The following is a 21,693-nucleotide window of genomic DNA, read 5'->3' as shown; positions in this document are numbered from 1 at the left end:
ACCTTCCTTTCTAATAGCGCACAGCCCGATGGATCCTGATTGCCTCTTTAATCATAAAGAATAGTATGATGTACCACAGAAATACACATAGCATTACTTGCAAACCTTGTAAAGAATCTAGTTGCATGTCGCCCATGATGAGAACAATCGGTATTAAGAATGATGACACAATCGGGTGAAAGTCCAGCATATTTCCTAAACTATTCCATACTATTGCTGCTAGAACGAATAAAATAATGACTCTTATTCTTATGAGATAAAACAAATAGGCAGTAAGCTTTGTGACAATGGAACATCCCATTAGATCTCTTTTTATTAACTTTATAGGAGGACGCTTATTTTTAGCGCGCTGACTACTGGATTCGTTATACATAATGCTATGTATCCTAGCCAAATATGTCTCTACCTCAAGATCATATTGTTCTATTTCTTGAATTTGCTTAAATATCTCTCTAGATCGATTGAGATCGCCTTTTCTAAAGTAATTTTTCCCTTGTAGAATCAGTGTATCTAGATGTTCTGGCTTCATCGACAGGATTTTCTCACACTGTTCAATTGACTCATCCAGTTGCTTCGTTTTATGTAAGATTGTAGCGAGATAAATACGTGCTTCGATATCCTTCAAATTAAGCTGCAAATTTCGATTAAACGCTTGACTCGCGGCTTCAAAGCGATTTGTACGAAATATTATATCTCCATACATGCGCAATAATCCAAGATCATTAGGGAAAATATCTAAAGCCTTTTTCATACATTCCTCGGCTTTAGTAAGTTTATTAGTACTTAATGCATCGATTGCTTCTTCCCGATAATGAAGAAATGAATCATAGTTAATATCCTCTGCTTCCAGTAATATGTGATAATCAAACCCAGGACTGTCATCTAGTTGTTTTTTATAATAATCGAAAAACGTATCAGAAACCTGATCTTGAAAGGCCCTTACACTGGCCTGTATTTCATCCCTCCATTGAAAACTATTTTCAAGAAGCCGCCAAATATTTTTCGGTAAATAATGATGCTCTACAAAAAAATCAAGTAATGAAAAGCTTAATTTTCGTTTTAATTCAAGATTCCAAATGACGTCAGAGTTCAACAACTCTGCCCAATTATCAATCACGATACGAGAAGGAAAATCATAATAGAGCGTTTCGACTTTACGCATAAATTCATCCACCATTGCCTCTTTTTTATGAAAGCTCTCAGCAAAATGGTCCACAGCAACAAAAGTAGACGGATTGATTAATTCGTCAGTATCTGATTGGATAACATTTTCCTCATGGATCAAAATGTTATCCATGTATTTGTCAATATTGTTTTGTCCTTCTGCTGCCTGTTTCTTCTTCCTTCCTATTTCCTTCTGATGCTTCATGATCATGTCATATGCTTCTCTTAATCTTTGATAGCCTTCTGGATCATCTTCAGGATGATAGACTTTTAATTTTTTAGCATATGCTTTTTTAATGATGGAAGGGTTATCTGTCGGTTCAATTCCGAGTAATTCCCAGGATGTCATTAATAATCCTGCCACCTTTCCAAGGAATCTAGCTCATTTTTCAAAGAGTGTGCTGCCTTTTTGATATCCATTTCGTTTTGTGAAGCGAGAACACGTTCAAATCTCTCTATGACAAATGATATTTTCTTTCTTCTTTCGCCCAAAGCTTCTTCATATAATCGTTCACCTTTTGCAAGTAAAAGCCTATTTTCAGTTCGTTCTCTTGGGTGAATTTTGATCGATTTAAGCTCCTCAAATCTTGCCTGAATCTCCTGTTCAGAAAGATTACCTGGATTTTGTTCCACAATCATACTCTTCTTCTGCTCGGTACTAATAATCGTAACCTCCACCTCTAATAAACCGTTCAGATCATACGTATATCGGACATCGATCGCTTGATCACCCGCTGCTGCAGGTGGTACATTTACCGTTAGTTCACCTATCTTAAGATTGTTTTCTACTAATCTATTTTCTCCTTGATACACGCTAATTCGAATTTGTGTTTGTAAATCATGCAATGTAAACAATCTTTCAACCTTGCTTACAGGTATCGGTGTATTCCGTTCAATAATTGGTAGAAAATGTCCAGGCTCATATTCTTCGTTTCTTCTATATTTCGAAACTTCAATTCCAAGTGTATAGGGACATACATCTGTTAATATCATTTCCTGTAATGCTTCATTTCTCTCTTTAAGTGCTACTTGAATTGCTGCACCTAGGGCAACAGCTTCATCAGGATTAATATTCGAGAAAGGAAGTCGCCCGAACATTTTACTTACAATTGATTTAATAATTGGCATTTTCGTAGCTCCGCCAATTAATATGACTGCATCTATTTCATCAACAGAAAGTGATGCATCTCTTAAAGCACGTTCGATTGGTAGACGCATCTTTAAGATTAATGGCCTCGAAATTTTTTCAAATAAAGGTCGGTCAATTGTAAGTTCATATTGACTATTTTGAAAAGAGAATGTCATTTTACCTGCATTTCCTTTTCCAAGTTCTCGTTTGCAAATCTCAGCTTGTTTAAATAATGAAGAACGATCACTTGCTTCAAGTGCTTCAGGGTCAATTTTTTGCGATTCAATAAAATAGGAAAACAGCAAGCTAGTAAAATCTTCACCACCTAGAAAGTTATCCCCAGCAATTGATTTAACTTCCATAATTCCTTCGAATAGCTCTAGTATCGATACGTCAAACGTTCCACCACCTAAATCAAACACAAGAAATTTTGTATCAGATTCTTTTTGATGTAATCCATAGGCGATTGCAGCTGCTGTTGGCTCACTAATAAGTCTCTCTACCTTTAGTCCTGCAAGCTCTGCAGCTTTCTTAGTAGCTTTCCGCTGTGCATCATTAAAATAGGCTGGTACACTAATTACAGCATCTGTCACTTCCCTACCAAAAAAAGCCTCAGCATCACCTTTCAAAGCTTGAAGAATAAAAGAAGAAAGCTCTTCTGGAGAAAATGAATAGTCTCCTAATGTATAGGATTTTTCAGTGCCCATATAACGTTTAAAAGCAGAAACCGTTAATTGAGGATGGGTAATTAACCGTTCTTTTGCAATTTGTCCTACTAAAAGTTCACCATTATCATCGACACTTATAATCGATGGTGTAAGATGTTCTCCAAGAACATTTGGGATGATTACAGGTCCAGTTTCAGACCAAAATGCAACTAAACTATTTGATGTTCCTAAATCTATTCCGATCGTTGTCATCAACTATTACCTCACTTTGAAAAATTCCATGTCAACATATGGTTACTAATAGTAAATTATTCCATGATTTTATATTGTAATAGGAATTTTATGTAGTCAAGCAGTACTGTATAATTCAGGAAAAAAGTAATAGGTCTACCGAGGATTGTAGGTGAAATGTCACTTGTATTGCATGAAACTACCTGAATGAGTATTTTCTAAAAAAGGCAAGGAATATATTAAAAATGTTGCGCTAGTACAATTGCATTCCAACTAAAAAAAGCCTAGTTCCTGGATAAAGAACTAAGGCTTTAGCTTCTTATGAAGTTCGATTTGAACGAACATTAAAGGTCATTTTACTCTTTTATTTAGCAAATTGCTCTGATTCTAAACGACCTGCACCATACAAACGATAGGCACCGTGCATTGTAGGGCCAACATACTCATTTAGCTTCCAGCCATAACGAATCGCTTCTGTGATAAACGCTTTTGCTACATCAATTGCTTCTAATACAGATTTTCCTTTTGCTAGCTCTGCTGTAATCGCAGAAGAAAATGTACAGCCTGCCCCGTGAATATATGTCGTGTCAATTCGTTCATTTTCATAGAGCTTAAATTCCTTGCCATCAAATAATAAATCAACTGCATTTTCATGCTGTAATTTGCTGCCGCCTTTGATCAGCACAAATTTAGCACCTAGTTCATTTATTTTGACAGCAGCATTCTTCATATCATCGATCGTTCTGATTGGACCTGTTTTGGCTAACTGACTCGCTTCGAACAGATTAGGTGTCACTACTGTTGCGAGTGGTACCATCACTTCTCGTAATGCGTCAGCTGTTTCGGGATTAAGAACCTCGTCTTCTCCTTTACAGACCATAACGGGATCGATGACTACGTTATTTAGTCCAGCTTCCTTGATTCTCTTTGCTGCTGTTTCAATTGTTTCAACTGTGCCAAGCATACCTGTTTTCACTGCATCAATTCCCACTGAAAGGGCTGTATCTAGTTGTGCCTCTAGTGCATCAATTGCAATTGGAAATACACTATGATGCCAGTGATTTTTCGGATCCATTGTCGCAATGACAGTTAATGAAGTCATTCCGTATACACCAAGCTCCTGAAATGTTTTTAGATCTGCTTGTATTCCTGCGCCACCACTGGTATCAGATCCAGCAATTGTTAATGCTTTTTTTATTGTCATGTTATGTGCCTCCCTGTTGTAACGAAAAAAAGATTTAGATAGAAAGAATTTTTTATACAAAGCAAATACTGTTTCGTGATTACTATCCTATCATTGAAATATGATAACTCTATTTTCCCGTGAAGTCATCCGATTTTAATTATTTCGCTCCTACAATTCAAGGTTTCTTTAAGCCTTTTTCCAAACAGTTGCATACTTTTTCTGGTATTTTGAATCCTCTTCTTTATCAATTAAATCCAAAGCCATTTGCTTTATTTTTTCATCCCTTGTTTCATTAAATAAGTTTCTGAGGCCCTGAATGATGTCAAAACGGATCAATGTGTAGTTTTTTTCATCTACACAGCTGACAAACCTGTCCATAAGCTTTGTTAAAACCATTTCCTTTTGTTCAGGACCAGCGAGCCCTACCTTCCAAATCGATTGCAGGCTATGTCTTGCTGTAACAAATTTTTTATCTTTCGTCACTTCCCAAATTGCAGGGAAATCTTCCAGCATCCTTTCCTCGGGATCACTTATTGCCAAGTTACAGAGGAATTGTGCAGCTCTAGATCTTTGATGGTTATCTGGATGTATCAAATCCTTCTTCAATTGATTCCATACATCATAAGCCCAATCTACCTTTTGTGTAGTTGCAGCGATAATTTGATTGAAAGCATCGTATTGAGCATTTTTATCTGGGGATTGTAAGTTTTCGAAGTAGGCTTGAATGGTAGAATTCATTTCTTCTCTCCTTCTACTGATTTTTTACTAATAAAACCATTTAACCCCAAAGACAACCCGGTGTAAAGGTGGTTGAAAACTACACTCGTTTTAAAGACATAAAAACATCCAGTTTAGCAACCGGATGTTTTTATCTTAATTAAATCTTTACATTATCTATGTTAATTGGTAAAGATACTTCAACAGATGTACCTTTATTTGGTTCACTTGAAATATTAATCGTGCCCCCATGATTTTCAATAATTTTAAAGCATACCATTAATCCAAGTCCTGTACCTTCCTCTTTTGTTGTGAAAAAGGGTTCCCCTAGTTTTTGAATTTGCTCTGTGGGTATACCGATACCTTGATCTAGAATAATGATACTCAAAGCATTAGGAGCCGTTCGCTTAAGGTTTACCGTTATTTCTCCTCCATTTGGCATTGCTTCAATAGAATTTTTCAAGAGATTAATAATCACTTGTTTTAGTTGATTCGGTTCACCTGTAATGAGCGAATGATCTACATCTAAATCTGATAAAATCTGGACATTGTTTATTTTTGCCTGGGTATCTAGCAGCGAAACAATTGTTTGTACGATAATCCTAATATCGATTAATTAATAGTTAATTCCTTGTGGCTTAGAAAGAATGAGAAATTCACTAACGATCATGTTTATACGATCTAATTCAGTTAACATGATCTCAATATAGTTTTTATCAATATCTTGTTTTAAAAATTGGATAAAACCTCTAAGCGTAGTCAAAGGATTTCGGATTTCATGGGCAACTCCTGCAGCAAGTTGACCAACTGCTGATAGCTTATCAGACCTTCTGATCATTTCCTCTGCTAATTTTGCATCAGTGATGTCTTTTGCAATTTCAAATATCCCGTTAAATTCATTATCTGTAATGATAGGAAGCATTTTCATCTGAACGATACGTTTACTTCCATCTTTGTTGATCAGTGATAGGGTCATTTCCCTTGTTTCATTTCGGTTTACACTTTTAAAATACTTCATATACTTATCATTGTCTTCTGGTACAATGATTGACTCCCAATTCATATGTTTGAGTTCTTCCAAACTATAACCTAGTAAATTTTCAGCAGCTTTATTTGCATCGATTAAATGTCGTTCTAGACAAAAAGTAAAAATCGCTTCAGAATTATGTTCAAATAAAGATTTATATCGTTGTTCGGTTTCTTCTAAACGCTTTACTAGTAGTTTACGATTTTGTTCTTGGGTATAATGAAGTAAATCCCCTATTTTTTTCCGTTCATTAATATCGATATCGATTCCATTTATTTTTATGAGGTTCCTTTTTGAATCGAAAATGGGTGTAATCCGTTTTTGAATCCATTTCACTTCACCGTTTGGAAGTAAAATGCGATATTCTCTCATTCCACCTTTTCCTGCTAAAATCGCTCGTTCAAACTCAAGGACTTGTTCAAGATCTTCCTGATAAACAACTTCTTTCCATAATTGGAAATTTTGTTTAAATTCATCTGCTGAATAACCATATAATTGCTTCACTTTTGAAGAAACCATCATATGATCGGTACGCAGATCATATGAGAAAATAACTGCATCCACACTATTAAAAAGCTGGTTCAATTCATGCTCTTTTTCCTTTAGTTCCTTAGCGTAATACCTCGACTTATCAACTTGTAATCCTACCCACCATACCGGGACGATAAAAATAGCATTAATCAACCATTCAGATAATGGAATATAACCAAATTTCAAGTAGGAAATGATTTTAAAAACCATTCCAGAAATAACCAAAATACTTAGAGACCAAATTCTTCCTGAATACTTCACTTTACTAACTCCTACACTATGATAAATAACCTGATTTTTGTATTTCATTAATTCATTATTAAAACTGTATTTATAGTACCATATTCCTGTCTTCGATGTCTTCTATCCTTTTATTATCTCTTTTTCAAGTTCGTGTCTTTCTTTCTCATATCACCATTTTTATTTTTAGCTCTGTTAAAAGCTTACTGTTGATTTTGACACTTTGTTGATTGGAACGTATACGTGAGACTCCTGCGGGAGTGCAAGTCCAAGGGAGGCTCACTCAGGTGCAAAGCACCGAGGAGGCTCCCGGGCCGCCCTCGGAAAGCGAACGCCTGCAGCGGAAATCAACAACCAAGTTTAACAGAGCCTTATTTTTATATAAAACTTCTTATTCGATTGACATTTCTTTAATATGAGTAAATGCTGAATTATCCAAGCTTTCCTCACATAGTTGTCCTATAACGACCTTAATAAATTGTCATTTGAGAAAAATATTTTATAATAGGATGGACCATGCCATTTGAAGGCAATGTTAATTGAAATATTAAAATTGGAGGTGTATTTATTGGAGCTACGGCAATTAACCTATTTTCTTGAGGTTGCTAAACATAAAAGCATCACTAAAGCGTCTGAAGCATTACATATCTCACAACCAGCATTAAGTAAAATGATCAAAAGTCTTGAAGAAGAATTAGATATGACACTCATTATCCGTACTAATAAAACGAGTGAGCTAACAGATGGTGGTTTCGTTGTGATGGAATATGCCCAAAAAGTGTTATCACAAATCGATGAAATGTCGATTACGTTAAATGATTTGACAAGTTTAAAAAGAGGTTCGATTAGCATTGGATTACCCCCAATTATTGGGAGTCTCTACTTTCCAAGTGTCATGGCAGAATTCCATCAAAGGTATCCAAATATTTCAATTAACATTACAGAATATGGAGCTGCTAAGGTTGTTAAAGGTGTTGAGGAAAGTGAATTCGAGCTTGGGGTGGCTGTACTTCCAGTTGATGAAAACGAATTTAACATCTATCCAATTGTCGAGGATGAAATGAAATTATTAATCCATCATAACCATAGTCTAGCAAACCGTGATGTTATCCACTTACATGAATTAAAGAATGAAGAATTTATTTTCTATCATGAGGACTTTGCACTGCATGATATTATGTGGAAGAAATTCATTGCTGAAGGATTTGAGCCTAAAATACTATTTAAAAGTTCGCAATGGGATTTTATGTCTGAAATGGTTGGAGCAAATCTAGGGGTGACGATCTTACCTGAATCCATTTGTAATCGAGTTGAGAACAAGCAAGTTAAAATTATTAAATTGGAACCTGTTACACCATGGAATTTAGCTGTTATTACAAAGAAGAACAAGTATATTTCTTATGCGGCGAGAACATTTATTGAATTTTTCCTTTAATCTTCATCATACAACGAAATCATTTCTTGATTGACCTTGTTCCCAGTACTTTTTAGATTAAATTAGGTACCATTAACATTAACAGAAAGCTTTGATGTTTGTGCTTCAATTGAATTAGTTGTTGATTATAAAATTGAAGATTTTTACACATTTAAAGTATTTTTTCGTAAATTACAAACAGTCAAAAATAATCATGAATGAAAAGGTACATGATTTTATTGATTATGGAGTTATAAATAGCAATAAATCAAAAAAGTTAACAATTAAACTTCCAAATTTATCACAAGGTAGATATGAAATTTTAGTTTCAACAGTACTAATCTGCTTTCTGTTTTATAAATATTAACGAATAATAGGGGTGTCCAATAAGTCGAATATTCGACTTTAGGACGCCCCTTTTGTGCTTTATCTCCTTTAGAACTGAATAGACAGCTCCGCTTTTCGTTATACCAAAGGTCCACCCAGCTCTACAATCTCTTCAGAAACGCTTGTGAACTTTTTGAAGTTTTCTTTGAACTTGCCGGCAAGATCTAATGCTTTTGCTTTATAAGATTCTTTGTCAGCCCAAGTTTTTTCTGGTATTAATACGTCATCCGGAACACCTGGAACATGGAGCGGAATTTCAAGACCAAAGATGTCATTCTTTCCAGTTTCCGCGTTGTCTAATTCGCCGTTAAGGGCTGCTTGCACCATTGCGCGTGTGTAGGATAGATTCATACGTTGACCTACGCCATATTCGCCACCAGTCCAGCCTGTGTTCACTAAAAATACGTTTGCATTGTGCTTTTCAATTTTTTCTCCAAGCATTTCTGCATATCGAGATGCGTTAAGCGGTAAGAATGGAGAACCGAAGCATGTGGAAAACGTTACTTGCGGAGATGTAATACCCCGCTCTGTTCCTGCTAGCTTACTTGTGTATCCACTTAAGAAATGGTACATGGCTTGTTCTTTGGATAACTTGCTGATTGGAGGCAATACGCCGAATGCATCTGCTGTTAAGAACACAATTGTATTTGGGTGTCCGCCAACGCTTGGAAGCATGATATTATCTATTGCGTCAATTGGATACGCAGCACGTGTATTTTCAGTTAGGGATACATCGTTGTAATTCGCAAGACTAGTATTCTCGTCAATCATAACATTTTCTAATACAGAACCGAATGTAATCGCTTTAAAGATTTGAGGTTCCTTCTCCCGAGATAGGTTCACGGTTTTTGCATAACAGCCGCCTTCAATATTAAACACGCCGTTATCAGACCAGCCGTGCTCATCATCACCGATTAGCATGCGGTTTGGATCTGCAGATAGGGTTGTCTTTCCTGTTCCGGATAAACCGAAGAACAATGCCACATCGCCCTCTTCACCTACGTTTGCAGAACAGTGCATGGATAGAATATCTTGTTCTGGCAACAAGTAGTTCATAATAGAGAAAATGGATTTCTTCATTTCACCTGCATACTCAGTACCGCCGATTAGTACAATACGCTTTTCAAAAGAAACGATGATGAACGCTTCAGAATTTGTACCGTCAAGAATTGGATTTGCTTTGAATGTTGGAGCAGAAACGATTGTAAATTGTGCATCGTGTTTAGGAAGTTCAATCTCTGTCGGACGAATAAACAATTGATGTGCAAATAAGTTATGCCAAGCGTATTCATTTATAACTTGAATTGGAAGACGGTAGCTGTGATCCGCTCCGGCAAAGCCTTTAAATACGAAGATTTCTTCTTTTTCTTTTAAGTATTCTAATACCCTTATGTACAGATTATCAAAATGCTGTTGGGAAATTGGTTGGTTTACAGTGCCCCAATCAATTTTATCTTCAGTGGATGCTTCTTTCACAATGAATTTATCTTTAGGAGAACGTCCTGTGTATTTACCTGTTGAAACGGAAACAGCCCCGGTAGTAGTTAATTTTCCTTCTTCTCTCTTTACTACTTTTCCGACTAGCTGCGGAACACTTAATTGAACTTGTGCATTGCTTCCATTTAATAACTCGTTTAATTCAATTTGAACGTTCACAGTACTCATATACATACCATCCTTTTGTCTTTTTTATGAAAACTTCTCTATCTCTTATAAACGGTATAACAGATTAACTTAAATAATGTACACTATTTATAGAGGTATAATTTGCGAATTCTCGTAGAAAAGATGAACTTAAGCATTTCAGAAGTCTTCTGACCACGGATCACCAAAATCTTATTATTCATCAGGCGCTACACCTTTTAAAGAAATAAATGGGCAGTGTCTTCTTCCTAAGTTATCTAATCTTCAACTAAATTTCTCTCAGGGTTTATTTTTGGTATTGGAAAAATAATGACTTGAATTATATTGGTATTTAAATATGTTGCATATCTTTCCGGCTAGCATACCGATCTGCTACTAGCTTTACGAGATCTACTACGCGGCAGGAGTAGCCCCACTCGTTATCATACCAAGCAAGAACCTTGACCTTACGGGTTCCCATAACGATTGTAGATAAACCATCAATAATAGCTGAATTTGGATTTGTATTAAAATCTACAGACACAAGCGGTGCATTACAGAATTCTATAATACCCTTCAATGATCCATTCGCCGCAGTTTGGAAGGCATTATTAATTTGTTCCACTGTCACATCACAATTTACGTCTACTACAAGGTCTACAAGCGATACATTTGGAGTAGGAACTCGTAGGGCCATACCATGCAATTTGCCAGATAAATGTGGTAGTACCTTTGCTAATGCCTTAGCAGCACCTGTTGTAGTCGGAATAATGGATTGTGCGCAAGCTCGTGCTCTACGTAAATCCTTATGTGGATTATCGATATTATTTTGGTCATTTGTATATGCATGTACCGTGGTCATTAAGCCGTTCTCAATGCCGAATTTTTCATCTAACACCTTTACGACTGGAGCAAGACAATTGGTTGTACAGGAGGCATTAGAAATAACATCGTGTTTTGTAATATCTAATTGCCTGTCATTTACACCAACCACAATAGTAACATCTTCATTTTTACCTGGAGCTGTTAAAATGACCTTCTTTGCCCCTGCTTCTAGGTGCAGACTTGCTTGTTCTTTTGCATTAAATTTTCCAGTTGCTTCAATCACAACATCTATGCCTAGTTCCTTCCAGGGAAGCTCTTGCGGATTACGATGATTAAGAAGCTGAACCAACTTACCATCCACCAATAAGTGATTTTGCAAAACTTCTATTGTACCGTCAAACTTCCCGTGTACGGTGTCATACTTAATAAGGTGTGCTAACGTGTCTGCCGGATAGCTCGCATTAATCGCTACAACCTGAAATGAGCTTTCTTTTATCGCTTGACGAAATACCATTCTTCCAATACGGCCAAACCCGTTAATAGCAACACTAATCATACTAATAAATCCCCCTTAATTGAGTTATACTATATTTCTATTAATCTATAATTAGTATATCATATTTAAAAATATATTCATCACATATTTGTTTTTTTTATAAAATAAATCATTCTATAGCACACCAACCCACTAAAAATGCGCTTTAATTGTATCTTTATTCGAGCACTGACCCAATCCTATAGCAAAACTTGCCTCCACCCCTTGGATAGACGACAATAGATAGAACTGTCCATCTCTTTATCAATAACCCTCTCATCTTTCCTGCTTATTGAACGGTAAATGAATCATCATCTACTGTCCTCCATTCTCCATTGGGTAAGGTATGCTAAAAATCATTATTTTTCACCACCATGTACAACACGATGACCGATTCCTTCAATTTCATTTAACGATTCAATAATACATAGATTTTCCCCATTCACTAAGATAGTGAATACTCCCTTATCTAAACCGATACGTTCTACTAACCCAGCTGTTAGTACTTTTTCATTTGGCATTTCAAATAATTGGAATTTCAAAGAGGAGCTACCTGCATTAATTGCAATCATTTTTGACATTATGTTTACGGCTCCTTTTATCTAAGCCACTTTGTTTAGGAAACCCTTCGATTATCTAGCAAGGGGTTTTGAGTGGTAGCTTAGAGCTGATTTTAAAAAATGAAACAATCTATTTTTCTATCAATTAATGTATCTCCTTAATACTAGATAAATAAATGGAGAAAACCTTTTGTTGTTCATCCTTTAAAGTGAGAGTTTGTTGATGTAAATCAAGTTTACAGACACGACCCTTGCATGTTTCAAAAGAACCGTTCTGAAAATAAGTAATAGTGATAAAGCAATTTTTAGTTAATTCTTTTAAAAACATCTTTTTACCGCCTATCTTACTAATTGTCTATATGAATAAATATAATAATTGATTGACCAGGAAGAGCATTCTACGTTTGGTTTAATGGACTCTTATTTATAATAGTAGAAATCGGTAAACACTTACATTAATGTTATCAGTTCACAACTTAATGTGAAGGCTTTCATGAACTGTTAAGTTGTGATTAAAGTTTTATACAATATCAGTACTTTTTCTTCAACTAATGCTACTAGGTGCCTTTTGATTTTTCCACTACACTATTGATAGTTAGTACTCTTTAACAGAGTTTTTAACTTAATAATTTCATTAACAATGTTGCTAATATAACAGTGGCAGCACCGCCAAGTCTTGTTGCAACTTGTGCAAACGGCATTAATGACATACGGTTGGACGCTGATAAAATAGCTACATCACCTGTTCCGCCTAGTCCGCTGTGACAGCCTGTTACAATCGCCGAATCGACAGGAAACATATTCATCATTTTCCCAACAATATACCCCGTCCCTACCATGGCAATAACAACGACAGAACAAATGACTACATAGACCGGCGTTACAATTTTCACTACATCTTCTAATGGGATAAAGAGGATACCTAACCCAACCATAAGTGGCCATGTTAAACTTGTTGAAACAAACTTATATAAATGATAGGCTCCTTGTTCCATTTTTGCAGGCATCACTTTCAAACATTTTACCAGTGTTGCAGCTACAATCATGAGTACAGGACCAGGAATTCCAAGGAATTTATGCGCGAGACTGCCAAAGATGAAGAAACTGCAGGCAATTAATAATCCGGCACCCATTAGCGAGAAATCAACAGGTTTATTTATATTTGTTTCCTGTGAAATCCCATCGCCGCCTTTTGCTTTCACTAATACACCATTTCCAGTTAGTTCAGGTCTTTTCTCCCCTAGACGTTTCATTAAACCTGCACAAATAATCGCAACAATATTTCCAATGACAGCAGCAGGAATCATTTGGGATACAAAGCTTTCAGCAGATGAACCTAAAATTTGCGAGTATGCTAGGGAAAGCGGTAAGATTCCCTCTCCAATTCCACCGCCAATAATTGGTACGACAATATAGAAAAATGTATGTTTCATGTCATACCCAAACAATGATCCAACTAAAACTCCTGCTACTATTGCAGCAAGTGTTCCTAATACGAGTGGAATAAACATTCGAGTAAACCCTTGTACTAAGACTTTTCGGTTCATTCCAAGGATACTTCCTGCAACTAAACAAGATATATACAGATAAAGGAAATTAGATGTTTTCATCAAGGTTGTTACCGCTTCCATTGCAGCCGGATTAATCAAATTATAAAATACCATAATAGAAGGAATTAAGAGTGCTAGTATTGCAGGGCCGCCAATATCCTTCAATATAGGAATTTTTAATCCGAGATCCCCAAGTAAAATTCCCATAATCATGATGACAGCAAAACCGCCAATCATATCAGGTGGGAGCTGATTATATACAGATGCTCCATAAATAATAAGTGCTAATGCTACATAAAGAGGTAAAGGAATAACTCCTACTTTCAACTCTTTAAGTTTCATAAAAAGAGATTTATTTTCCACTTTCTCTCCAACAATCGGAAGCGTTTGCAATTTTTCCGCTGTATTCATATAATGACCTCCTGTTCCTTTATTAACTTAATATTATTGATTTTTATAAAACTTCATAGATTTTGTAACTTTTTAAAGACATTTTGTAATTAAAAAAATTAATTTTATGTTAAATGCGATTTACGACTCTATTTTCAAAAGGAAACTTCGTAATTGTTTTATCTGAAAGTATTGTTGGTGGAAAGACCATCGTTTATTTTCCGCCTCCTCCATATGAGGAGCCTTTTTATTTATCAAAGGTGAAATTTAACTTTCTACAGGATATCTTACGGAGAAGTTAGTGAAAAAAGGAACTAGGAGGATTATGGGGAATTTACGTGAAGGTAATAAATATGAAAGGCAACTAATTCAATTACATGATGGTACTTATACTGGGGAAACAAAGGAATCATCTTGAAGTGCAACCTGATAATACATTAACTATTACTGCAACATATGTTGAGGCACCATATTTTGAATTGACACTTTTGAAGATGGGTACTTATTCGATAAAATCCTTAGCAAATAATATGTATCTTTCTGTATCAGCTAATCTTGGTAGTGCTATTGAATCATTAAATAAAGGGAATAAAAATACTTCAATAAATAAGTTGAATTCAGTTAATAATCAGGTCAATGCACAATAAGGTAAGTCAATAAAAACTCACCAAGCCAATGAACTTAATAAGCTAATTGAAGATACAATTCACGTATTAATTCAATACTACTAGATTAACTATTCCCTCTGTTATGAATATACAAGTTTCAAGGCTCTCGAACCTTTTGGTTTGGGGGTCTTTTTTATGCCTTAGTTTGGTTATGGCCTATTATAAATTGTTGTTGTTCCTTCTTGTTAAACAATAATTCCCTTTAATAAAGCCTATTCGAGCAGCTGATCAGCATCTTTTTTAGATACTTCTTCAGAAGGTAATAAAATAATATCTAAATATAAATCATCCATCCAAGGAGTATCTTTTTCTACTTCATTTCTATGGCAAATATCTATATACCATCATAACTAAAAGTTATGTGTGTAATAAAATTTATGTATTATACGAATAGCAAAAAGCATAGTACTATGTTTATTAACAACAAATCACTGGTTATGTAAAGGAGCTATACTATGCTCCTTCCTCAGTAAAGGAAGGATTTTATATATGAAAATCATCACCATTATTTTACAAATTTTATTTATCCATTTATTTCTTTTTATTGGTGCGAGTGTGAAGGCATTTACTTCCATCCCTCTCCCTGCCTCAATGATTGGATTGGTTTTCCTTTTAGGAGCGTTGTTTTTTAAAATCGTGAAACTCGAATGGATTGAAAAAGGCGGCAACTGGTTATTGGCAGAATTACTTCTTTTCTTCATTCCATCTGCAGTAGGAATTGTTAATTATGATGAGATATTAAGTTGGCAAGGAATTGAAACTGTCTTGTTAATTGGCTTAAGTACCTTCATTGTTATGGCAGCGACTGCTTATACATCTGATTTTATTCATAAGAGAAAAGGTCGTGTATCAGGATGAGTGTTCTTTTATTTACGACTATCACGTTTATAATATACAAACTTACAAAATTCAGTTATAAAAAATGGGCTTTTCCACTTTTCCACCCGTTATTAATTTGTCCTATTTTCATAATCGTTTTAATCTACTTATTTCATATTCCAGCTGATCATTATACACAAGGGTCTAAATGGATTACACATATGTTAGGACCTGCAACAGTAGCTTTTGCAATCCCGATTTACAAACATTTTCACTTAGTGAAAAAATATATTGGAAATATTATTTTAAGTGTAACTGTGGGAACATTAGTTGCGATCTTCTCATCCTTCGCTTTGTCAATGTTGCTTAATTTAAATCCTGAATTTATTATTAGTATCCTACCAAGATCTATTACTACCCCGATAGCAATTGAAGTATCTAAAGAAATCGGTGGTTTACCAACCTTAACAACGATTTTTGTTATCCTAACTGGAATTATCGGTGGTATAATTGGCCCGTTTGAAATTAAATGGTTATCGATAAAATCTCCAATTGCAAAAGGCTTAGCTCTAGGTATGAGTGCACATGGAGTTGGCACATCAAAAGCAATGGAATACGGTGAGCAAGAAGCCACATTTTCCACGATTGCGATGATCTTTGCTGCTTGGATTACGATGGCTTGGGGTAGCTTGCTGATTCCGCTTTTAATCAATCTTGCCCATATTAATTGATGAGTTCATTTCTAATGAAAAGGCTCTTTTAAACGTGGTTGTTGATTTACGCTGTATGCATACGCATTCCGCTCCAATCAACAAAAAACAACAGTGAGCTTTAACAGAGCTAATAAAAAAAGCAGTCTAAATTAATCTTTAGGCTGCTTTTCATGTTTAAGCTATATGTTCTATGAGAATAACGTGTACGATTTTGTAAAAGACTGATTCTAATAGAAGATTTCTTTTTTAATTTGCTGTGGATCATTTGATACACAATGCATTTTTTAAGATCTTGTTTTTACTGTTATAATGGCTGTTCCATAACTATCCATTGATTTACCATATTGTTTCAATGCGTTTGAGATGAATTTAATCATTTTTTCCATTTTGTCCGTCCCTCTTCAGCTTTTACTTTCATTATGTATGTGTTGCTAAAAGAAAACAAAGTCGCTGAAAACGGAAACAACATTCATGTTAGCGAGAACATTTCTCTTGTAAGCGTATAAAGTATGGATTTTTCATATAATTTCGCCTGTTTTCTTTGTTTTTCATACGAAGCCATGTAACCGAAGGAGACTTTAGCTCCTTCGGTTACATGCTAATTTTTATAAAAAGTTTAAACAAAATTTATATTTCCCGCTGATCACAGTAGGAATCAATAAGCTGTTCAATTTGCTCAAGCTGAGGAAATTCTCCTGAAAAGGTAAATTTTATTTCTTCTAGAAACTCTCCTTTGTTATATACATGAATAGCGCCTTTTTGATTGATGACACTATACTCGGGCTCAAACCGATACCCATTCCGTTCCACTGCACCCATTTATAAAACAACTCCTTAACTCTAAATTATTGATATCACTATTACTATTTCACGAATGTGCTTATAAAACTCTTAGAATGCAATAATTCTTTTGTTTCATGAAAAATCAAGATGAAAACATTTAAATAATGATGTAGTTGCATTTGATTCGAAAGCGTTAGACCTCTACCCTAAGATGCTTTAATTTATCAGGATTTCTAATGATAAAAATTTTCTGGATGTGATCTCCACTCGAAAAATCAAAACAAATGACGCTATCTGGTATCATGTTGTCCTCAATTATAATTCCTGTTTGCCCGTTGATGTTCATTATTTTTACAGTGTTCGTTTTTTGATCAAGGAATTTTCTGACTAAACCTACTATAAAATGAGCAACCCTATTGCTTGAGACAATTGGTACGACAGCTGCTTTAACTTTACCTCCACCATCTGAAATAAGAACGGCATCTTCGCTAAGTAGTTGTAATAAAAGGTCGATATTCCCTGTTTTTGAAGCAAAAATAAACTGATGGACTAGTTGATTTAATTTTTCGGATTGTTCACTTTGTTGTGAGTGAAGATTATCTTTAAGATTTAACTTCTTCTTTGCTCTACTTAATATTTTCCGACAATTCGCTTCCTCTTTGCCAATCAAACTAGATAACTCGTAATATTTGAAGTCAAAAGCCTCTTTTAGAATAAATATTATGCGTTCAATAGGGTTCAATTGTTCCATTAAAGTAAGAAGGGCATAATTTATTCTATCGTGGTGTAAGACATTGAGCATAGGATCATTTTCATTGTCCATAACTAACGGCTCAGGAAGCCATGGTCCAGTGTATACTTCTCTTTTCTTCTGGGCTGATTTCAAAAGATCTATAGAACGGTTCGTTACCATTTTGCATAAATAAGCTTTGATATTTACTATTTTTATAGGATCAACATTTTGAATATCAATGAAAATATCATGGACAATATCCTCTGCATCACTTACCGAGCCAATCATACGATAAGCAACCGAAAAAAGCAGGGGCTTATATAAGGTATAAAACTGTTCAACCTCCATATTTGGCACATCCTTTATATACATATCTTGATTATCCTGGTGGCCGCTTGTTTAGCACTTGCAAACGTACAATCAACAAGCATGCCCACTGAACCAACCCAATCCCCGGCAATAAAAAAACCTGGAATTGGTGACACCGGATCAGGCCTCCCATATACCCCGTTTTTATTAGCGTATACTAAACTGTTTGAAGCTATTAACCTAGGAAGATACCGTTTATAAACAACAAGCTTTTCCCACCCTGGTTGCATACGACTCATTAATTGTTCTAGTTCATCTCTATCCCGTATTTCATCTTGTAAATTGTCACAAGCTAAATATTTCATGACATGAATCACTGCATATTGATTATGATGAGATAATTTAGCTGTATTGGAATGGACGGAAAAATAAAGTGGTTGATCCATGCTCAATGCAAATGTGTTTTTGGGTTTAGGGAGATTCTTTAAAACTACGTCCATACAAGCAACCCGAACTGGTAACATCGCGTTTAGAAAATTCACGTCTAAAGATTGTTCATGTTCAGCTAATATTGATGCTGTATCACTTGGACTAGCAGTTGAAAGAACAGTTTTTGCAAAAACGGATTCTTTCTCTTTTATCACAACTTCCAACTGAGGAAATTTCCCGTTAACTCGTTGGACAGAATAGCCTGAAACCATTTCTACCCCTAAGGACCTAGCTCTTTCCTTAAGAGATTCAATAATCATTTGCCACCCATCATGTAAATAAACAGCCTTTCCCAGTTGGAGCTGTCTTATAGCAGCACCTGCACTCATATACTCAGGATCATGACAATAAGTTGCTAAACGAGCTAATGTCCGAATAAACATTCTAACTTGTTCAGCTTTGAAGCTAAGCTGTAGCCATTCATTTAAGGTCGTGTTTTGAAGTTCAGCTGTATCAATTTTTTGATAACCTGTAACAAAACGGATTAATTCTTTTTTTTCGCTCCAGTTAAATAAACGGCTTTTCAAAAGTTTTAAGGGACTAATTGGTGCATCATAACTTTTACTCTGGTAAAAGACATCACCATGTAAAGACGGGCTAGCACCCTTAAGATCGATGCCCAGTTCAGTCAATATTTCCAAACTATTCCCTTTTGAATACAGAGCATGCGGCCCCAAATTTAAAAGCGCACCTTTCTTTTCTTCCGTAATGGCTCGGCCCCCGTACTTGTTCGACTTTTCTAGCAATAAAACGGATTTTCCAGATTGAGCGATAAAATTAGCAGCAGTAAGTCCAGCAATACCACCACCTATAACAACACAGTCCCATGTTTTACCCACTGTATTTTCCAACGAATATCCCATTATGATCAACCTCCTGTTTACCAAACAGGACGATTTGCTAAATGATTTTGTGACACAAAATCATGGCAATTGATAATCTTTCGTTCATTACTCTATAGTTTACATTCTCTGATTGGAAATCGTATCCCTTTAAATAACATGTGAATTTTTTTTTACAATTACAATTCTTCAAATGATTGAACTTACTATGTTTTTATGAAATTCTTAAATCTCCAACAGCTTCCAAATAATTACCTAGATAAAGGGAATAGAGCTATTGTAGATAGAAATGATTTCCACAATAACCGATATAAAAAAGCCAACATTTGTTGGCTCCCTTAGTCATTCTAAAAAGTATGGGCAATATCTTTAGCTCGTGCAATTGCGTTTGCTTTAATTTCTTCTGCTTTATCAGGCATTGCAGCATGACCTTCAACGAATAAGCCTTCAAATGAAGGTACTCCATAGAATTGCATGATAATATTTAAATAGCGGTGACCCATTTCCATTTCAGCTGCAGGTCCTTCGGAATAAATTCCTCCTCGAGCTTGTATATGGAGAGCCTTTTTATCAGTTAATAGACCAACTGGTCCTTGTTCTGTATATTTAAATGTTTTGCCCGCAACCGATACTGAATCAATATACGCCTTCAGTACTGGTGGGAAAGAAAAATTCCACAAAGGTGAAACAAAAACATATTTGTCAGCAGAAATAAATTGTTCACATAGTTCAGATAGTCTACTTACTTTTGCTTTCTCATCTGATGAAAGCTCATCAAATCCCTTTCCAGATTGAAGTTTACCCCAACCACTAAAAACATCGACATCAATTTGAGGAATATTCTCTTTATAGAGATCAACATTTACTATCTCATCGTTTGGGTTTGCTTCTTTGTAAGCATCAATAAAAGCCTTTCCAACAGCCATACTGTAAGACTGCGTGTCATCATGTGGATGAGCTGTTATGTACAATATTTTTGTCATTTTGTACTCCCTTTCTTTCTAATTTGTGCATTCTAGTTTGTGTAGATAAATAAGAATATATACTTTATCTTCAATTGAAGTATATTTATTCCGAGCTAAATTTTTATAAGAATGCAAACACATAGTAACTGTTTTTATAAAAGCTGTTTTCGCAAACTTTGTTGCTATTTACCAAGTAATGCGTTCTGGTTGATTGAAGCGAGAGATGCACGCTTTCCGCGAGCGGGCAGTGAGCCTCCTCAGAGTATTCGCCTCTGTATAAGTCTCACCTGTCCCGCTGCTCATGCAGGAGTCTCGCACTTCATCTCTAATCATATGAATTAGTTTTTGTTTTTAAAGCAACAATCTCTTAGAAAACTGCCCATAAAAAAAGGGATGTACTTTTTAAAGTACCACCCCTTTTTATGTAGTATTAATTCATTTAGTGACTAATATAAGGATTTCCACTTATATTTTTTCTCATTTCATCAGTTAATTCAAATGCTTCATTTGCTTCACTTTCAATAACATCAACATTTTGAATGCTTCCATCATAATGTAGTGGTTTACTTTCCATGTCATTTCACCCCCATCCAAAGTATTGTATTCATCATTTTACTAGTTACTTATTCCTAATAATAGGGTTTATTTTGAAAAAATATTAAAGTTTAATATCTGATTATCCATATTAGCAACTTATGCGAGACTTTCCCTATATACGGTACTCCAACTATTCAAAGTTGCTGCGATTTATGTATCTTCTTAGATTTATTTTACTTCCGGAATCATTCTACTTATTGAGATATTGTATTTGTGGTTTGTTAAGTTTGCATTTTTCTATTTGCATTATTTAAAATCTTGAGGGTTGAACTTTCTAATTTTTATATTTGATATAAGTTTATCCAAAATGGGGTCCGATATTCCTAATCATTTAAATTATCATTTGTTTAGGTTTCTATGTGAAGATTTATTCCATTTTAGATTACATAAAACATAACTATAGAAGTTCACAAGGTAAGATAATCGAAATAGTAAAGTTTGATTTAGACAGAAAAAAGAGTAGGTTCCAAATAATATGGTACCTATAGAAAGGACACTTATAAAAGAGTGTTTCATCTATAGGTATTTTTTTATATACTTTAATTTCAAGATAATGGGGATTAGGGGACAACATGAGTAAAATAACATTTTCAACTAA

Annotated in this window: 20 protein-coding genes and 1 pseudogene; 4 read left to right on the top strand and 17 right to left on the bottom strand. The window is 35.1% G+C overall.

All coding sequences use genetic code 11. The annotated features are described in order from the left end of the window. Window positions 1–10: 10 nt before the first annotated feature. The 6 genes from I7822_RS27025 to I7822_RS27000 form a co-directional block, all read right to left on the bottom strand. A complete protein-coding gene (locus I7822_RS27025; RefSeq protein WP_207982155.1) occupies window positions 11–1,513 on the bottom strand; it encodes a J domain-containing protein in 1,503 nt (500 codons plus the stop codon). Then, window positions 1,513–3,213: a molecular chaperone HscC gene (locus I7822_RS27020; RefSeq protein ID WP_207982154.1), complete on the bottom strand. Its 1,701-nt coding sequence runs from the start codon at window positions 3,211–3,213 to the stop codon at window positions 1,513–1,515. The genes I7822_RS27025 and I7822_RS27020 overlap by 1 nt, the downstream gene beginning before the upstream one ends. Before the next feature lie 343 nt (window positions 3,214–3,556). Continuing rightward, window positions 3,557–4,396: a pyridoxine/pyridoxal/pyridoxamine kinase gene (pdxK, locus tag I7822_RS27015; RefSeq protein ID WP_207982153.1), complete on the bottom strand. Its 840-nt coding sequence runs from the start codon at window positions 4,394–4,396 to the stop codon at window positions 3,557–3,559. A gap of 168 nt (window positions 4,397–4,564) precedes the next feature. After that, complete coding sequence (locus tag I7822_RS27010) at window positions 4,565–5,116, bottom strand: hypothetical protein (RefSeq protein ID WP_207982152.1); 552 nt, start codon at window positions 5,114–5,116, stop codon at window positions 4,565–4,567. 139 nt (window positions 5,117–5,255) lie between these two features. Next, complete coding sequence (locus I7822_RS27005; protein WP_307847901.1) at window positions 5,256–5,603, bottom strand: ATP-binding protein; 348 nt, start codon at window positions 5,601–5,603, stop codon at window positions 5,256–5,258. A gap of 108 nt (window positions 5,604–5,711) precedes the next feature. Continuing rightward, entirely contained in the window at window positions 5,712–6,914 is a 1,203-nt protein-coding gene (locus I7822_RS27000; protein ID WP_207982150.1) for a PAS domain S-box protein, read from the bottom strand. A gap of 547 nt (window positions 6,915–7,461) precedes the next feature. Between I7822_RS27000 and I7822_RS26995 the strand changes: the two genes are divergently transcribed. Further along, entirely contained in the window at window positions 7,462–8,328 is an 867-nt protein-coding gene (locus tag I7822_RS26995; protein WP_207982149.1) for a LysR family transcriptional regulator, read from the top strand. Between the two features lie 444 nt (window positions 8,329–8,772). Here the strand turns inward: I7822_RS26995 and pckA are convergent, their stop codons facing one another. From pckA to I7822_RS26970, 5 genes and pseudogenes are all read right to left on the bottom strand, one after another. Then, on the bottom strand, window positions 8,773–10,359 hold the full coding sequence (gene pckA / locus I7822_RS26990; RefSeq protein WP_207982148.1) for a phosphoenolpyruvate carboxykinase (ATP): 1,587 nt from the start codon (window positions 10,357–10,359) through the stop codon (window positions 8,773–8,775). A gap of 310 nt (window positions 10,360–10,669) precedes the next feature. Further along, window positions 10,670–11,698, bottom strand: coding sequence for a glyceraldehyde-3-phosphate dehydrogenase (locus I7822_RS26985; RefSeq protein WP_207982147.1), 1,029 nt, complete (start codon window positions 11,696–11,698; stop codon window positions 10,670–10,672). Between the two features lie 344 nt (window positions 11,699–12,042). Beyond that, window positions 12,043–12,258, bottom strand: a pseudogene (locus I7822_RS26980) (acetate kinase); the annotation flags it as partial. A 124-nt stretch (window positions 12,259–12,382) separates the two neighbouring features. Continuing rightward, window positions 12,383–12,565, bottom strand: coding sequence for a YolD-like family protein (locus I7822_RS26975; protein WP_207982146.1), 183 nt, complete (start codon window positions 12,563–12,565; stop codon window positions 12,383–12,385). A gap of 289 nt (window positions 12,566–12,854) precedes the next feature. Continuing rightward, window positions 12,855–14,198, bottom strand: a complete 1,344-nt coding sequence (locus I7822_RS26970; protein WP_207982145.1) for a 2-hydroxycarboxylate transporter family protein — start codon at window positions 14,196–14,198, stop codon at window positions 12,855–12,857. Window positions 14,199–14,596: 398 nt separating this feature from the next. Between I7822_RS26970 and I7822_RS26965 the strand changes: the two genes are divergently transcribed. Then, window positions 14,597–14,824 (top strand): hypothetical protein, encoded by a 228-nt coding sequence (locus tag I7822_RS26965; RefSeq protein ID WP_207982144.1) that lies wholly within the window; start codon window positions 14,597–14,599, stop codon window positions 14,822–14,824. Between the two features lie 233 nt (window positions 14,825–15,057). Here I7822_RS26965 and I7822_RS30060 read toward each other — a convergent pair whose 3' ends face one another. Beyond that, window positions 15,058–15,177 carry a DUF402 domain-containing protein gene (locus tag I7822_RS30060; RefSeq protein WP_307847898.1) on the bottom strand — a complete coding sequence of 40 codons (120 nt, stop codon included), beginning with the start codon at window positions 15,175–15,177 and terminating at the stop codon, window positions 15,058–15,060. A gap of 157 nt (window positions 15,178–15,334) precedes the next feature. Between I7822_RS30060 and I7822_RS26955 the strand changes: the two genes are divergently transcribed. Beyond that, a complete protein-coding gene (locus tag I7822_RS26955; protein ID WP_207982143.1) occupies window positions 15,335–15,703 on the top strand; it encodes a CidA/LrgA family protein in 369 nt (122 codons plus the stop codon). Next, window positions 15,700–16,395: an LrgB family protein gene (locus I7822_RS26950; protein WP_207982142.1), complete on the top strand. Its 696-nt coding sequence runs from the start codon at window positions 15,700–15,702 to the stop codon at window positions 16,393–16,395. The genes I7822_RS26955 and I7822_RS26950 overlap by 4 nt, the downstream gene beginning before the upstream one ends. Window positions 16,396–17,004: 609 nt before the next feature. On the opposite strand, the gene I7822_RS26945 is transcribed toward I7822_RS26950, so the two are convergent. The 5 genes from I7822_RS26945 to I7822_RS30355 form a co-directional block, all read right to left on the bottom strand. Further along, window positions 17,005–17,196, bottom strand: coding sequence for a YbxH family protein (locus tag I7822_RS26945; RefSeq protein ID WP_207982141.1), 192 nt, complete (start codon window positions 17,194–17,196; stop codon window positions 17,005–17,007). 157 nt (window positions 17,197–17,353) lie between these two features. Continuing rightward, a complete protein-coding gene (locus I7822_RS26940; RefSeq protein ID WP_207982140.1) occupies window positions 17,354–18,241 on the bottom strand; it encodes an RNA polymerase sigma-70 factor in 888 nt (295 codons plus the stop codon). 14 nt (window positions 18,242–18,255) lie between these two features. Then, window positions 18,256–19,554: a phytoene desaturase family protein gene (locus tag I7822_RS26935; RefSeq protein WP_207982139.1), complete on the bottom strand. Its 1,299-nt coding sequence runs from the start codon at window positions 19,552–19,554 to the stop codon at window positions 18,256–18,258. 326 nt (window positions 19,555–19,880) lie between these two features. Further along, a complete protein-coding gene (locus tag I7822_RS26930; RefSeq protein ID WP_207982138.1) occupies window positions 19,881–20,516 on the bottom strand; it encodes an FMN-dependent NADH-azoreductase in 636 nt (211 codons plus the stop codon). 421 nt (window positions 20,517–20,937) lie between these two features. After that, a complete protein-coding gene (locus I7822_RS30355) occupies window positions 20,938–21,072 on the bottom strand; it encodes a hypothetical protein (protein ID WP_279382024.1) in 135 nt (44 codons plus the stop codon). Window positions 21,073–21,693 lie beyond the last annotated feature (621 nt).

This window comes from Metabacillus bambusae (assembly GCF_017497975.1).
Classification (GTDB): domain Bacteria; phylum Bacillota; class Bacilli; order Bacillales; family Bacillaceae; genus Metabacillus; species Metabacillus bambusae.
Note: the sequence above shows the minus strand (reverse complement) of the source record. Positions and strands in the feature narration are given on the sequence as shown.